The organism is Candidatus Methylacidiphilum fumarolicum, assembly GCF_949774925.1.
Classification (GTDB): Bacteria; Verrucomicrobiota; Verrucomicrobiia; order Methylacidiphilales; family Methylacidiphilaceae; genus Methylacidiphilum; species Methylacidiphilum fumarolicum.
Genome location: NZ_OX458932.1, coordinates 2,004,511 through 2,018,139 on the forward strand (window position 1 = coordinate 2,004,511; position 13,629 = coordinate 2,018,139).

The following is a 13,629-nucleotide window of genomic DNA, read 5'->3' on the forward strand; positions in this document are numbered from 1 at the left end:
GATCAAGCTGCATTTAATTTTATCCATACAGATTCAAGAATGCTTGATTGCATCCACTCCATTTTCTGTCGATCCTCCTCTGTCTGATCATCTAATCCACAAAGATGTAGCATCCCATGAATGCCATAGAGCAAAACCTCTTTTATTACAGGAATAGCCCTAGCATTGGCTTCCTTCTCTGCAATGAATGGACAAATTAAAATTTCGCCGTAATCAAAACTAATGACATCGGTAGGAGTAGGATCATTAAAAAAGCGGGCATGCACCTCACTCATTTCTTTTGAAGATAAAAGGACAAAGAAAAGCTTTTGTGGAAAATTTATTTCCTTAGGCATTAAACCCAGTGCCAATTTCCACCCCTTCCTTAGCTTTGGCAAGGGTAAGGACACTTCTTTCTGAAGATTCTGGATCACTATCAGTTGATTTTTCAACGTTTTTCGGACTTTTTGGATAATGAATGCGTGTATGTAAAATCGTTTTTAACGAAAAAATAAAGCTATGTTTGATTTCAGTAATTTCTTTCATACTCAGTGGGCATTCGTCAAGCTGATGATCTTGGAGTTTTTGAGAGACGATATCTTCAACTAACTGTTCAATATCCTTAAGGCTTGGCTTTTCTAAGCACCGAGAAGCACTTTCAATAGAATCCGCTAACATCAATATCCCTATTTCCTTTGTCTGGGGCTTAGGGCCAGGATACCTAAACCGTGATTCATCTAGCTCCGGAACATCTTCCTCACCCATTTTCAGAAGCTTGACCCCCATCTTACAATCCTCTATATTCTGCAACGCTTTTCTATAGAAATAATAAACCAAAGATGTCCCATGATGCTGTTGGATGGCATCAATAATAGGTCTTCTTAAATGATGTTCTAAAGCAAGATCCACTCCATCCTTAATATGGGAAATAATAATAAGGGCACTCATGGAAGGAGTCAGTCGGGTGTGGGGATTATCAGCACCCTGATTTTCTACAAAATATTGGGGGTTTACTACCTTACCAATATCATGAAAATAAGCCATTACTCTACAAAGACTCCCATTTTCTCCAATTGCATTAGCAGCCGCTTCAGCAATATTGGCAACCATTAAACTATGATGGTAAGTCCCAGGTGCCTCTGTTGCTAGTCTGCGCAGTAATGGATGATTCAAATCCGACAATTCCAGCCATGTAAAATCGGTATTCAGTTGGAAAATCTCTTCCAGAACTGGCAAAAGCGTGTTGACCAATACAGCAGTAAAAAGTCCTATTCCGATGCTCAAAAAGGCTTGTTGAATCAGCACATCAGTATCCCCCCCATTAATAATTCCAAAGCCAACAGCGCAAACAAGACTCGTCAATCCCACCGCAATCCCTGCTTTTAAAATATCCCTTCGTTGACAAATTCTCTGTATAAAATAGACCCCAACAATGCCAGACAAAAGGTTACTAGCTAAAAGAGGAATACTCGGATTGACAAGCAGAGAAATAAAGACACTGGAAAGCACTACGACAATCACTCCCGCATGAACATTTATCAAGGCTGTCACTAACAGGGGAGCTACAGCAGTGGAAACATAAAAATAGATGGCTCTCGACTCCAAGCCTGGCTGATGAATGGACCATACATAGACAGACTTAGCAATTAACAAATTAATGGCAATAACGGCAAAGACAAGTAGCAGCTTCGAATTACTATAGAATATCTTTGGGAGACTTAAATTCAACACCATTGCGGTACAACTTGTCAGGATCAAAGAAAGGAAAACTAGCGAATAGGTCACATGACCGGTAGCGAAAAGGCCCAAGACGATGCAAAAGAAAATAAAAAAAAGAAAAATCGCAATACGGATCGGCTCGTTTGTTTCAAGACGATTTTCCCATTTCGGGATTACAAAAATTTTTCTTTTCCTTTCTGGTCGATTTCCTTTCAACCGGGCAATAAGCTGCTCAAATAACGGTTTCATTTGGTTTCCTTACAATTCGACCTATGGATCCTATAGGCTTCTACAATATCCCTGACAAGCTTATGCCTGACAACATCCTTTTCGTCAAACTCACAAAAACAGATTCCTGAAACTGATTTTAAAGCGCTGATTGCCTCAAACAAGCCAGAACTCCTATGCTTTGGAAGATCGACTTGGGTCGGATCCCCCGTAATAACACAGCGAGACCTCTGCCCTAAACGCGTTAAAAACATGAGCATCTGTTCGGCCGTTGTATTTTGAGCTTCATCCAGAATGATAAAACTGCCACTCAATGTCCTGCCACGCATAAAGGCCAGAGGCGCCAATTCTATGATTCCTTTTTCAAGCATTTTCCTTAGTTCTTCTGGATCAAGCATCTCTTCTAGAGCATCATATAAGGGGCGCAAATAAGGGAATATTTTTTCTTCTAGTTCTCCAGGAAGAAACCCAAGCTCTTCTCCAGCTTCCACTGCAGGACGAGTTAATATAATTTTTTTGATCTCTTCATCCCTAAAAGCAGCTAATGCAGCTGCCACTGCCAAGAAGGTTTTACCTGTCCCAGCAGGTCCCAATCCAAAAACAAGTTCATGTTCTTTAATAGCCTCAATGTATTTTTTTTGATTCAAGGTTCTCGGTATAACCGGAGGTCTTTTCGTCGATGTTTCTAATTTAGATTTTTGCAAATCACTGAGCGCAACACCGTTATCTTTCTCCACAAATTCCATAGCATTATGAAAATCTTTTTTCCCAATTTCCAAACCTTGATCTCGAGCATCCTGCAATTGATCTATAACTTTCCTGGTTTTTCGTACATTGTCAGGTGCCCCATCAATCCGTAGCCAGCCATCCCTTGTAGTTACCTTGACTCCAAAACGTTCTTCCAAAAGACGAACATTTTTAATTTCATTGGCAAAAAGTTCATGAACAAATCGACCGTTTTCAAATGAAATAATCTCTGAATGATTCATGTTTTTAGGGTTTTAAGAAAAAATGAAACGGATTGTAAAAAAACAATGTTCCAAAACGCATAGGGTAGAGAATGTCGCCACAGTGAAAGAGAAAAGGGGAACGAAGCAAGCCGGAATTTAAAGAAGAAAAGCGGAAAGAAACTTAGAAAATTCAAATTTGAAACTAGTTTTTTATAAAGCAAGTTTCTCCAACAAATCATGAAAAAAGATAAATTCTCCTATCTTTATGAATATCGAAGATGCTCACACTTTTAAAGTATCTATTTATAGAATTATCATTTTTTAAAAAATCCGTCAAATATCAAATTGGAATTTCCATCTTTCTCAAATGTCTTTTTTGTTTACTCCTACACAACTCTTCCTAATGCCATCAGCCAACTCTTTCGCTCTGTTCAAGGACAACGACACCAATGAGATAAATCCTTTTTTCTTTAAAGCCATAGTTTTTCTTCTAGCTTAATCGAGATAATACGCTCCAACCACCAATGCCATCACTGTAAGACTGCTCTAATTAAATAAGAGCTATTAGAATAGGGCTGGATGGAAAGTATGACAAAGTCCTTCTCAAGGCATCCTCATCTGGGATTCTACAGCAGGGCAACTGCTTGCCACCTTATCTATCCGCAAGAGAACAGAGTCACTTTCCAATTTAGCTTCCTTAGCCTTTTGCTTGAAAGGCTGGAGGTAAAATATTACTTACTCATTTTGATAAGTTCTAGACCTATTCAAAAGCTTCAATAAGTAGCATGCGTATTTCTGTCGTGTAGAGAGTTGGATTTTTGTACACAGAGAAAATGGAAGGAAACAAAGCTAAAAGGGACATGCATTATGGTTCCTTTTAATGAATTCTAGAAAATTCTTTGATTGTTCCATCATTTTTCTTTGTATATTTGCCTCTTCTATAAAACTTTTATTATCAAAAAGTTCATCAATCTTTGGCAGATACAGCGAAAAAGGGAAAATCAACGCTCTTCTATAGAACAATATAGATTCTAAATGCATCGATGCTCTCATAGTACCAAAATTTCCGCGAGTCACCCCAACCAGACATACAGGCTTTTTTTCGAGAGCCTCTTGGCGAGGCAGCAAGTCAATGTACTGCTTTAAAGGACCAGGAATACTACCGTTATATTCAGGAAAAACGAAGACAAGTCCTTGACAGTCTCTTGTTTGCCTTATTATTGGGAGGAATGATTGAGGAGTTTTTTTAAAAGCCGTGCCTGACCATGCTTCTTTAGGCATCAATCCTAAATCAATGATGGTTACTTTTTGTTCTAGTTTTGAATAAATCCTTGCCAGTTGAGCAGCTACAAGCCGACTTTTACTGCCTACTCGATTTGTACCAACTACTATTCCAATCATAAACCTTTCCAGAGCATAAGCATTGTTGTTAAAAAATATATTTAGTCCATACGCTAAACTGCTTAGCATTTAGTTACACTCTCAACCTTAGCATTTAATAAGTTCCATTAATCTATTAGAAAAGAATAATCTTTTGTTTGCCTTTACAGTAAGGGCAATTAGCGCAACTATATTAATTCATTTATCCATTATTGAAAGTATGCGGATTGGAATTCCAAAAGAAATCAAAGAAGGGGAAAATAGAGTCTCTCTTAGTCCAGCCTGTGTAAGAAGCTTAGTGGAATCTGGTCATACGGTTTTAGTGGAGTTGGATGCAGGCCGTGAGAGTGGATTTACAAATGAAGAATACCTTAAAGCGGGGGCTTTGCTGGTATCGGCAGAGGAGGCATGGGGTAGCGATCTGGTGGTTAAAGTCAAGGAGCCTCTAGGAACTGAATATCGTTTTTTCAGAAAAAGCATGATTCTGTTTACCTTTTTGCATCTCGCTGCTAATCGTCGACTCACCGAAGCCTTACTAGAAAAAGAGGTTACAGCCATCGCTTATGAAACCCTTAAGCTGCCAGATGGAACTTTACCACTTCTTATTCCAATGAGTGAAATTGCAGGAAGAGTGGCAATACAACATGCTGCTCGGATTCTGGAAAGAAACCATGGAGGTATGGGCATTCTTTTGGGCGGGGTGCCGGGGGTTGAGCCAGCACGAGTCGCTATTGTAGGAGGGGGAACGGTTGGGACAAATGCCTTAAAAATGGCCTTGGGTCTTGGCGCTGATCTTACAGTTTTTGATATTTGCCTTAAAAAATTACGTCTATTAGATGACCTCTTTGGAGGAAAGATTAAAACAATTATGGCCAATCCTTACACTATCGAAGAAAGGATCAGTTCGTTTGATCTCTTGATTGGCGCAGTGTTAAATCCTGGCGCGAAATCTCCCAAAGTGATTAGCAAGCAGATGATTGAAAAAATGCGACCAGGCAGTGTGGTCATGGATATCTCGATCGATCAGGGAGGCTGTATTGAAACTATCGATAAACCTACGACCCATGACAATCCAACTTTTATAAAATCTGGAATCATCCATTATGCTGTAGCTAATATTCCGGCAGCTGTCCCTAGAACAGCCACCTATGCTCTAACAAACGCCACATTCTATTGGATCAACCTTTTAGCCAATCATGGATTGATAGCTACCAAGTATGATCCAGCGATTAAAACAGCCATCAACACGATAAGAGGCGAACTAACTTGTAAAGCCGTAGCCGAGGCCTTTGGCATGCCTTGGAGTCCCATTGAGAAATTTCTCTAACTGAACCGTTTTAACGCATATAATTCCACTCTTCGGTTTTATACTTTTTTATTTCGAGTTCTTTAGCCAAAGACCATACCGATTGAGAGATTTTATCTTGTTGGAAATGAATGCCAAAAGTCTCTTCAAAACCTCTGACAATTGCTCTAAGCATTTCATCAAAGAAAATGCCTTTAGGGAGCTTAATGCTTCCTTGATGAAGCAATCCCTTGCGATTTCTTCTTTGCGCTGCCCCTGCAATTTTCTCCGCTCCCCACATCAAATCATGTTTAACAGGTTTCTGAAAACAAAAAGCACCTTCCTGTTTCTTTTCCCCACCATAAAGGGTGGTTTCCAATCCTAACTTACTTATTCCCACTCCAATTGCCCTATGGATAGAAAAATAGGTATCTGTGGCAGCAATCTTACAGAAAGAATGATCTTTAGGAACAATCAAAGCATAGACACAATCTTTTCCATGTTGGACGGCGCCTCCGCCAGTATAACGGCGGACAAATTTTGTATCAGGAGAAACTTCTTTCCATTTTTGGAAATAGCCAATCGATAGCATTGGTTCTAAAAACTGGTATATCCGCAACAGCGGGGTAGAAACAAAATCCAGATAGGCTTCGTCAAGGGCCATATTGAATTCCCCATGAAAAGGCCCTTCGATAATCAAGCTCCAGCTTTGTTGTGGATGCTTCATTGTCTTTCTACAATTTTACATAACTTTTCAAAATGACACTCTTGGCTAAGCTACGTCTAGTCCGTTTCTACTAAGAAGTTCCTTAAGCCTAAGTAAACAATCCTATAAGAGGGGCTTGTACTTTCTATAAAGATGCCACTTATTTTCTTATGACAAAATAGAGGCTTTTATGCGAGTTTTTCGTTCGTAAAACTAGAAAGCTTCTCTCTTCACGTAGAGCTATATGTGCCAAAGAAAAAAGAGGAAAAAACTTATTCTACTTTCAATACTTCTATATCAAAAATCAAAGTGGCATTTGGAGGAATGACATCTTCTACTCCTTCAGTCCCATAACCTAAATCTGGAGGTATAATCAATCGCCTTTTCCCTCCCTCTTTCATTGTGGAAACCCCTTCTTCCCAGCCTTTAATCATTCGACTCACGCCAAGAACAAAGCTAAACGGTTTGCCCCTGGAAAGAGAGCTATCAAAAATCTTGCCATCTTCTAGCTTTCCCACATAGTTTAGAGTAATTCTTTTTCCTGGAGCTACGGGATTGCCCGATCCAACAGTATAATCGATATATTTGAGGCCGGATGGGGTCGTAACGATTTTTTCAGAATCTGATTCGTGAAAGGGTTTTGCAGCGAAAAAATCATCCTGGCCAAATAGTAGGCTACGGCCTGAAAATGAAATTAGAGCTCCAACAAAAAATAGCATTATGAAAATCCTTTTAAGGAAAAAATAAGAAGGGGTTGCACTCATTGCTCCTATGTATAAGTAGATTTCGTCTCACATACAAGATCGTTTTTTGTGGTGTACTACCGAACAGAAAGAAATCAAAAGCAAGAAACGACTCTTTGTTTATCTTTTTCTTGCCAGCAAATAATTAGCTAACTCCGATAGGAGCTTCCCATTTTCTCCAAGGGCTGAGGCATAATAGAGAGATTTCTGGGTATAGTAGGCTGCCGCTTTTTTTGAATACTCAAGTCCCATAATTCTTGGGTAAGTAGCTTTTTTGGCTTTTTGATCTTTTCCAGCACTCTTACCCAGAATCTCAGTGGTTTGAGTAACATCTAAAATATCGTCTATAATTTGGAAAGCCAATCCAAGCGATCTGCCATATTTTGTTATTAGCCTCAAGGTTTTTTCATCGGCATTGGCACTCATTGCTCCTAATCTCAATGCCACTGTGATGAGCGCTGCTGTTTTCCGACAATGAATATAACGAAGCTGGGTCAACCCGATTTCCTTGCCTTCGGATTCTAAGTCAGCAACTTGGCCAGCTACTAAGGCACGACTGCCTGCAGCCCTCGCTAGCTCCCAAATCATCGTGGATAATGGATAGCTAGATCCTAGCGGAGAGCATAAGCTGGCAATCTCAAAGGCAAGAGCCAGCAAGGCATCTCCAGTAAGAATAGCCATAGCTTCTCCATATATTTTATGGAGGGAAGGTTTGCCTCGTCTAAAATCATCATTATCCATACTGGGAAGATCATCATGAATTAAAGAATAGGTATGAATGCATTCAACAGCACATGCCATAGGCAAGGCACAGTCAGTTGCCATGCAAACAGTATGAGCCCCAGCTAAGCAAAGAATTGGCCGAAGCCGCTTACCCCCAGAAAACAAACTATAGTCTATAGCTTCATGAAGGATTCTAGGCTTCTTCGATTTGTCCGTAACATATTTTCTTAAAGCCGACTCAATGATCCCTTGCTGTTTTGCAATATAAGCTTCGATTTCCATAGCCTTATCATCCATCAAATTGGATTAAACAATCGATATTCTCTTTTGGTGGTCTTTGAGAGAGAATGGGACATTCATTTTCTTTTAACTCCGCCCATGCCCTTTCAATAATTTCAGAGTCCATCCATAACGAAAAATCTCCACTATTCAACTTTTTTAACACTTCATCTTTTAAAACCAGGCTAACAGAAAGAAAAGGATGCATGCTTAATCCAGCAGCTACCCTCAATGCTTCAGCAAAGCGATGACTTTTTTCTGGATCAGCTTCCACCTCGATAATAACCGTTTTTTTCTCTTTCCTCGGGGCTTCCTCCTCCTCTCTCTGTGTATAATCCTCAAGCATAGTATACTTCTTTATTCTATGTTCCAATGTTTTCTTTTGTTTATTTACTCTCCCATGATTGCTCTTAAAGAAAGAATCAAAACAGAAAAGACAAGCTTCGATTAGAAGAAAGCAGTCATCCCTCTTTTCTCCTCACCTATCTTTGGAAGGAGGTTTTGATTTACCAGCTCAAGCACCTTTTGACAATATCTAAAAGTCAGTTTTAACAAAAATGCCCCATTTTTCTCTCCATTCCAAGCTTCTTTTTTCTCCTCCTAACTACCCTCTCTGGCGGCCAGTGCTCCAGCCAGAGCCTTGGACTTGGCTGGTGGTGAAGGCCGCCCTATTCCGGCGTTTTCTGCCGTTCGATGTACTGTTTGAGGACGGTTAATGGGGCGCCCCCGCACGTGATAACGCAGTAGGAATGGCTCCAAAGAACTGCCTTACGATAGAAACGGGCGACCGTTGTGGCAAACTCTCTGCGGAGAAGCCTGGAAGAAGTTGTCTTGAGATGGTTCAGGAAGCGGCTGAGTCCAAGATTTGGTGGCAACGCAACCAGCAAGTGAACGTGGTCAGATTCTCCGTTGCACTCAAGCAGCTGTCCGCCCCATCCCTCCCAGCGCATTTCCGCAATAGCACGCAACCGGTCAAGCATGGGGCGGGTGAGCGTCTTGCGGCGGTATTTTGTGACAAGAACTAAATGGTAGTGCAGCGCGTAAACGCAGTGATGCAGAAGGTGCAAACGCACTTGACCTGTCATTGCACTAAATGATAGACCATATTGCTGGCCACTGTCCAGCGTCGCCTCATGATGATCGCATCACCCGCTGGTCTTCCCGTTCTGGGCCCGGTCGAGCGCAAGGTCACCTACCGGCTCTATCCATCCAAGACCGTCCGGGATGAGCTTTTGCGGACTCGCTGGGTCCATTGCTTTCTCTGGAACCTAGCTTTGGAGGAGCGCAGGCGGGCGTGGAAGGAGGAAAAGCGGCGTATCGGTTTCGCCGAGCAGTGCGATGGCTCACCGAGCTCCGTTCCCGCAGCGCGCTTCTCGCCTCGATCAACGCTCAATCCGCCCAGGTAACGCTCAAGAGGTTGGATCTCGCCTTTCAGGCGTTCTTCCGCCGCATCCGGCAAGGCGAAAAGCCGGGATTCCCGCGTTTCAAGCAGGCAGGGTGATTCAGCGGTTTCGGCTTCAAGCAGCACGAAGGTGACTGGCGGCTGATCGCCAGAGAGCGAAGCGCTCACCTGAAGCTTCGTCTCTCCGGCATTGGGGAGATCCCGATCCGGGGCAAGGCCCGTACTCCCGGAGAACCCAGGACATGCGAGATCTTTCTTTCCGGCGGCCGATGGCATGCGTCGGTCACGATGCGCTGCCGGCCGGCGCGGGAGCATGGCTGTGGAGCCGAGGCTTTCGACCTGGGCACGGAGCGGTTCCTGACCAGCGCCAGGTTGGAGCCGGAAAAGAGCGAGCCGGACGTTTCCGAGGTCGCCAATCCGCGCCATCTGCGCAAGGCGCTTAAGAAGCTCAGGAAGCTCGGACGGACGATCTCCCGCAAGATGGAGGCGGCGATCCGCAAGCACGGGAAACGGAAGGGATTTCGCATTTCCAAGAGGTTGCGCAAGCAGTACGAGCTGCTCGCCCGGATGCACGCCAAGGTGGCGAACGTCAGGAAGGATTTCCTGCACAAGCAGAGCGCCGCGATGGTGAGACGCAGCGGACTGTTGATCACGGAGGAGCTGGAGCCGAAAAGGATGACGGCTTCGGCCCGGGGCAGCCGGAAAAAGCCCGGGAAACGTGTGCGGCAAAAAGCCGGGCTGAATCGAGAGATGTTGGACGCATCGTTCGGAGCTTTCGGGGCGATGGTCGGATACAAAGCGGAAGAGGCTGGTATCGGATAGCTGGAAGCACAGGCGAGGACGTTGAAGCCAAGCCAGAGATGCCACCGATGCGGCGGCGTCGTGAAAAAGACCCTCGGCGACCGGTGGCATGAGTGCGCATGCGGAGCGTCCTGCCATCGGGACGAGAACTCGGCGCTCGGGCTTCTCGACTGGGGCTTGGCGAAATGGGAGAAGGATCACGGCTTCGCCTTTCCGGGGCCGAAGGTCGTTGTATACGGAAAGGAATGGACGGGAACCGATCCATGCGTGGAGCGGGAAGCTCTGGCCGGATGGAACCTCGCTGCGGGCTGGAAGTCCGCGAGCCGAGCATACTCCGGTGAAACTGCCCGCAGGGAAGCGCGAAACCCCATCCCAGAGCCGTCAGGCTTGGATGGAGTAGTTCATAAAAACTCCACTGAATAAGACCTACGAAAGCTTCTTCTCCTCTCCCATTAAAGGATTAGTTAGAGTTTTTAACACCTCAAGCCTAATCAAAGTGTCTTCCAGCTATTTTTCACCTTCTAACTGTACTAGCCTGTCCTTTCCCTCACCACACAAACAACATGGAATAAAGCCAGAAGAAAGCTTTTGCAAGAGGAGAATTGCTGTTCCTAAAGACATACTTGGGACTTGCTTCTGCCTGGCTCAAGTTCGTTCTTTTCGTCTAGTTTTTAGACCGGGATGAGCCAGGATTGCCATGGCCGTTTCGTTCTCCGTGAGATTGGCGTGGTATCGACAAACCAGCAGCGCTTCCTCAAGCCGCGATGGCAATCACTCCCGCTTCGCCTCCATCCACTGCAGTGGGCTTCTGTCTGGAGTCTGCCGCACAGAAAAAATTCACCACGTCGAGTTTCCAATCAGGCAGTTTCCTATTCCTACGGGAAAGCCTCTCCGAAAGCACCGCATGCAGCCAGTTCCGCGGTGTCCACGATAATATTCTCTGGATCTCCGATCCTTTCCTAGTGGTGGCATGCGTCAACCCGATCCGTACGGTTCTCGTACCCGCAATACTGACATACAAACTTGTCCCCAGTGCGATGCTTAGGATAGACATTCACGCACTTCGGACAGAGCCAGAGAGCTATAGGCCAGGTTGAGATCCTCTCGAGGGGAACCTCCCGCAGGCGCCAAAAAATTCGATTCGCTCCCGAAGCGTCCCGGTCCGCATTTGGATGATGCAACGGGAAAGCTCCTTGCTCAGATCTTTTTCTAGAAAGTAGAGGATCTCCGATCAGATCGTCGAGGGCTTTTGCAAAGCCAGGAATTTCACCGGCCGCTCGATTTCCGCCTGCGCCTTGAGCAGCCGATTTCGGCGCTTTTCAGTTCCCAGGTTGTTTCTGCCGATCCGCCGGGCCTTGAACAGATCCTTGACGTTCCGCCGGATCGCATGAAGCCTGCCCCGCTCCTCTCCCTTCTCCTTGTGGACGCGAGACAACCAGGCGAGCAGCTTGCTGATTGGATCGATCACGTTTTGCCTTGTGCAATACAAAACCTTGCCAAAGCTTTCTCCTGATTCTTCAGCCCACCCTTTTGCCCGGCGCTGGTGACATTTACATTTGGATAGGCGCTTGCGCGGGGCGCTCGTCGCCTTTTGGCCGATCTTCCGCAGTGAGTCCTCGTGGGGGTAATACAGGCGGTTTGTTGGAGTCCATTGGGCGGCAGCATCCTTTCCCTTCGTCTTTCGCTAGAGCCTGTTGATGCTCCGGCCGATCCGCGCGCCAAACTTTTTCGGCAAATATAGATTTGCCATGTCCTTTCATAACTAGATTGGCATAGCAAGATCAATAACTATTCTATACTCTCTTCTTTTCCCATTTCTTTATTCAACTTTTTCGTAAAAGTTCCTCGTTTGCTGTGAGCATTCGTCTTTACAGAATCAAGTCCTGTCCTCTGGTTTTTAACCGGTCAGATCCCTTGAGATATATTGCTAGGATAGAAGATAGAGCTCGCCTTGATGCCTTTTTTTCTTTCGTATGCAAAGCCTTACTGTCTCTACTACGCAAGATTCTTTTCCAAATGTTTTCTTTAGCTATCCCAAATGGAGAACAGACTTTTCTTCCTTAAAACGCTCCTTTGGAGTTGATCCATTGGCCTTTTATAATGAATAGGGTCATCTTGGTATCAAATGGTAAAAGCAAAAAAAACGAAGCCTAATTTTGTTTGGATTTCAAAGAAAACATTGTAATAATAATAAGGTTTCATCAATAAGGCCTCCTCTACTGAGGTTGAAAAGAACAAAGATAAAGCATCCACAAATCGTGGATAAATAAAATGTCCTTTTTTCAAAAACTTACCTTCTTTTTAGGAGTTTTAACCATTCCCTATTTATTAGGAATGAGCGGGCTATTCTTTGGACATAGCCCTCCTATTCTGAATGGTGCAGGGGGTAGCTTTCCCTATCCTCTCTATTCGAAGTGGTATTTTGAATACACTAAAATCGATCCTTCTATCCGCTTTAACTATCAGCCTATAGGTTCGGGAGGAGGGATTCATCAACTCTTAAGCCATACCATAGATTTTGCCGGTTCCGATAGTCCAATTCCCGATAGTCTCATCACTGGCTCTTCAAGAGAAGTCATCCATATCCCAACAGTGGCTGGGGCAGTCGTAATTGCCTATAATGTGGCTAATATCCCCCTTTTAAACCTAGACAAAGAAACCATTAGTGGCATCTTTCTTGGTGAAATAACCCGGTGGAACGATCCTCGAATTGTTTCTTTAAATCCACAAGCGACACTGCCAGATCTTCCTATCGTCGTGATCCACCGATCAGACGGTAGTGGAACGACTTATATCTTTACAGAATATCTTTCTAAAATAAGCCAACGCTGGGCCATTCTTGCAGGAAAAGGCACTTCGGTACGTTGGCAGATTGGTATAGGTGCCAAGGGCAATGCTGGAGTTGCTGCAGCCATTAAAACAATCAACGGATCCATTGGCTATATCGAATTGGCTTATGCTCTACAAAACGGCTTTCCCATGGCAGCGATACAAAACCAAACTGGACAGTATGTGGCCCCTTCAATGGATAGTGTCACAAAAGCCTTTCCTCGGTCTTTTGATCACAAAGACTTTCGGATTTCCTTAACGGATTCAGCTGAAGAAGGTGCCTATCCTATTGCTGGGCTTACTTGGATTTTGCTGAATATTAACTCGACTCCTCCATTAAGATTAGAGTGTCTTATTAAGTTTTTATCTTGGGCTTTAACCGATGGCCAAACGTACGCCCTGCCGATGGATTATGCCCCTTTGCCTTCCTCTCTTCGGCAAAATGTTCTGCATTTACTGGAGGAGGTGAGAAGGAAAAATTCTCTATCTGCGTTTCCATGGAACCAACAGTGGCTCTTACTAGGAAAAAAGAGTAAAATTAGTTTTCCAAATCAAGTCATTTTTAAAAATAAATAAGTAAATCGAATAGAGCGCTTATGGGAAGG

Annotated in this window: 16 protein-coding genes; 5 read left to right on the top strand and 11 right to left on the bottom strand. The window is 44.0% G+C overall.

Going from position 1 to position 13,629, the window contains the following annotated elements:
- Positions 1 to 2: 2 nt before the first annotated feature.
- From ybeY to QOL44_RS09125, 4 genes are all read right to left on the bottom strand, one after another.
- On the bottom strand, positions 3 to 335 hold the full coding sequence (ybeY, locus tag QOL44_RS09110; RefSeq protein WP_009059435.1) for an rRNA maturation RNase YbeY: 333 nt from the start codon (positions 333 to 335) through the stop codon (positions 3 to 5).
- The gene (locus tag QOL44_RS09115; RefSeq protein ID WP_009059436.1) at positions 328 to 1,947 is read right to left on the bottom strand and encodes an HD family phosphohydrolase; all 1,620 of its coding nucleotides are present in this window, start codon (positions 1,945 to 1,947) and stop codon (positions 328 to 330) included. Before QOL44_RS09115 ends, ybeY begins: the two co-directional genes overlap by 8 nt.
- A complete protein-coding gene (locus QOL44_RS09120) occupies positions 1,944 to 2,915 on the bottom strand; it encodes a PhoH family protein (protein WP_009059438.1) in 972 nt (323 codons plus the stop codon). Before QOL44_RS09120 ends, QOL44_RS09115 begins: the two co-directional genes overlap by 4 nt.
- An 810-nt stretch (positions 2,916 to 3,725) precedes the next feature.
- Entirely contained in the window at positions 3,726 to 4,277 is a 552-nt protein-coding gene (locus QOL44_RS09125) for an NADPH-dependent FMN reductase (RefSeq protein ID WP_045086505.1), read from the bottom strand.
- A 199-nt stretch (positions 4,278 to 4,476) separates the two neighbouring features.
- Here QOL44_RS09125 and ald point away from each other — a divergent pair, with 199 nt between their 5' ends.
- Positions 4,477 to 5,583 (top strand): alanine dehydrogenase, encoded by a 1,107-nt coding sequence (ald, locus tag QOL44_RS09130; protein WP_009059443.1) that lies wholly within the window; start codon positions 4,477 to 4,479, stop codon positions 5,581 to 5,583.
- 10 nt (positions 5,584 to 5,593) lie between these two features.
- Here ald and QOL44_RS09135 read toward each other — a convergent pair whose 3' ends face one another.
- The 5 genes from QOL44_RS09135 to tnpA form a co-directional block, all read right to left on the bottom strand.
- On the bottom strand, positions 5,594 to 6,268 hold the full coding sequence (locus QOL44_RS09135) for a lipoate--protein ligase family protein (protein ID WP_009059444.1): 675 nt from the start codon (positions 6,266 to 6,268) through the stop codon (positions 5,594 to 5,596).
- Positions 6,269 to 6,519: 251 nt separating this feature from the next.
- A complete protein-coding gene (locus QOL44_RS09140; protein WP_009059445.1) occupies positions 6,520 to 6,966 on the bottom strand; it encodes an FKBP-type peptidyl-prolyl cis-trans isomerase in 447 nt (148 codons plus the stop codon).
- Between the two features lie 144 nt (positions 6,967 to 7,110).
- Entirely contained in the window at positions 7,111 to 8,010 is a 900-nt protein-coding gene (locus tag QOL44_RS09145; protein ID WP_009059446.1) for a polyprenyl synthetase family protein, read from the bottom strand.
- Positions 8,003 to 8,365 carry a hypothetical protein gene (locus QOL44_RS09150; protein ID WP_166791622.1) on the bottom strand — a complete coding sequence of 121 codons (363 nt, stop codon included), beginning with the start codon at positions 8,363 to 8,365 and terminating at the stop codon, positions 8,003 to 8,005. Before QOL44_RS09150 ends, QOL44_RS09145 begins: the two co-directional genes overlap by 8 nt.
- Before the next feature lie 295 nt (positions 8,366 to 8,660).
- Positions 8,661 to 9,077 carry an IS200/IS605 family transposase gene (gene tnpA, locus QOL44_RS09155; protein ID WP_219804466.1) on the bottom strand — a complete coding sequence of 139 codons (417 nt, stop codon included), beginning with the start codon at positions 9,075 to 9,077 and terminating at the stop codon, positions 8,661 to 8,663.
- Positions 9,078 to 9,125: 48 nt separating this feature from the next.
- Between tnpA and QOL44_RS09160 the strand changes: the two genes are divergently transcribed.
- From QOL44_RS09160 to QOL44_RS09170, 3 genes are all read left to right on the top strand, one after another.
- On the top strand, positions 9,126 to 9,398 hold the full coding sequence (locus tag QOL44_RS09160) for a helix-turn-helix domain-containing protein (RefSeq protein WP_079199583.1): 273 nt from the start codon (positions 9,126 to 9,128) through the stop codon (positions 9,396 to 9,398).
- A gap of 284 nt (positions 9,399 to 9,682) precedes the next feature.
- A complete protein-coding gene (locus QOL44_RS09165; RefSeq protein WP_079199582.1) occupies positions 9,683 to 10,216 on the top strand; it encodes a transposase in 534 nt (177 codons plus the stop codon).
- Positions 10,217 to 10,237: 21 nt separating this feature from the next.
- Positions 10,238 to 10,618 carry a zinc ribbon domain-containing protein gene (locus QOL44_RS09170; RefSeq protein ID WP_283401177.1) on the top strand — a complete coding sequence of 127 codons (381 nt, stop codon included), beginning with the start codon at positions 10,238 to 10,240 and terminating at the stop codon, positions 10,616 to 10,618.
- Between the two features lie 331 nt (positions 10,619 to 10,949).
- On the opposite strand, the gene QOL44_RS09175 is transcribed toward QOL44_RS09170, so the two are convergent.
- Together QOL44_RS09175 and QOL44_RS09180 are read right to left on the bottom strand one after the other, a co-directional pair.
- The gene (locus QOL44_RS09175; RefSeq protein ID WP_045086503.1) at positions 10,950 to 11,249 is read right to left on the bottom strand and encodes a hypothetical protein; all 300 of its coding nucleotides are present in this window, start codon (positions 11,247 to 11,249) and stop codon (positions 10,950 to 10,952) included.
- Between the two features lie 177 nt (positions 11,250 to 11,426).
- A complete protein-coding gene (locus QOL44_RS09180) occupies positions 11,427 to 11,663 on the bottom strand; it encodes a hypothetical protein (protein WP_134372952.1) in 237 nt (78 codons plus the stop codon).
- 803 nt (positions 11,664 to 12,466) lie between these two features.
- On the opposite strand from QOL44_RS09180, the gene pstS reads away from it, so the two are divergent.
- Positions 12,467 to 13,600, top strand: a complete 1,134-nt coding sequence (gene pstS / locus QOL44_RS09185; protein ID WP_009059460.1) for a phosphate ABC transporter substrate-binding protein PstS — start codon at positions 12,467 to 12,469, stop codon at positions 13,598 to 13,600.
- Positions 13,601 to 13,629: the final 29 nt, after the last annotated feature.

Coding starts and splice junctions, on each gene's coding strand:
- ybeY (WP_009059435.1), bottom strand. CDS start 335: ATGCCTAAGGAAATAAATTTTCCACAAAAGCTTTTCTTTGTCCTTTTA.
- QOL44_RS09115 (WP_009059436.1), bottom strand. CDS start 1,947: ATGAAACCGTTATTTGAGCAGCTTATTGCCCGGTTGAAAGGAAATCGA.
- QOL44_RS09120 (WP_009059438.1), bottom strand. CDS start 2,915: ATGAATCATTCAGAGATTATTTCATTTGAAAACGGTCGATTTGTTCAT.
- QOL44_RS09125 (WP_045086505.1), bottom strand. CDS start 4,277: ATGATTGGAATAGTAGTTGGTACAAATCGAGTAGGCAGTAAAAGTCGG.
- ald (WP_009059443.1), top strand. CDS start 4,477: ATGCGGATTGGAATTCCAAAAGAAATCAAAGAAGGGGAAAATAGAGTC.
- QOL44_RS09135 (WP_009059444.1), bottom strand. CDS start 6,268: ATGAAGCATCCACAACAAAGCTGGAGCTTGATTATCGAAGGGCCTTTT.
- QOL44_RS09140 (WP_009059445.1), bottom strand. CDS start 6,966: ATGCTATTTTTTGTTGGAGCTCTAATTTCATTTTCAGGCCGTAGCCTA.
- QOL44_RS09145 (WP_009059446.1), bottom strand. CDS start 8,010: ATGGATGATAAGGCTATGGAAATCGAAGCTTATATTGCAAAACAGCAA.
- tnpA (WP_219804466.1), bottom strand. CDS start 9,077: ATGACAGGTCAAGTGCGTTTGCACCTTCTGCATCACTGCGTTTACGCG.
- QOL44_RS09160 (WP_079199583.1), top strand. CDS start 9,126: ATGATGATCGCATCACCCGCTGGTCTTCCCGTTCTGGGCCCGGTCGAG.
- QOL44_RS09165 (WP_079199582.1), top strand. CDS start 9,683: ATGCGCTGCCGGCCGGCGCGGGAGCATGGCTGTGGAGCCGAGGCTTTC.
- QOL44_RS09175 (WP_045086503.1), bottom strand. CDS start 11,249: ATGTCTATCCTAAGCATCGCACTGGGGACAAGTTTGTATGTCAGTATT.
- pstS (WP_009059460.1), top strand. CDS start 12,467: ATGTCCTTTTTTCAAAAACTTACCTTCTTTTTAGGAGTTTTAACCATT.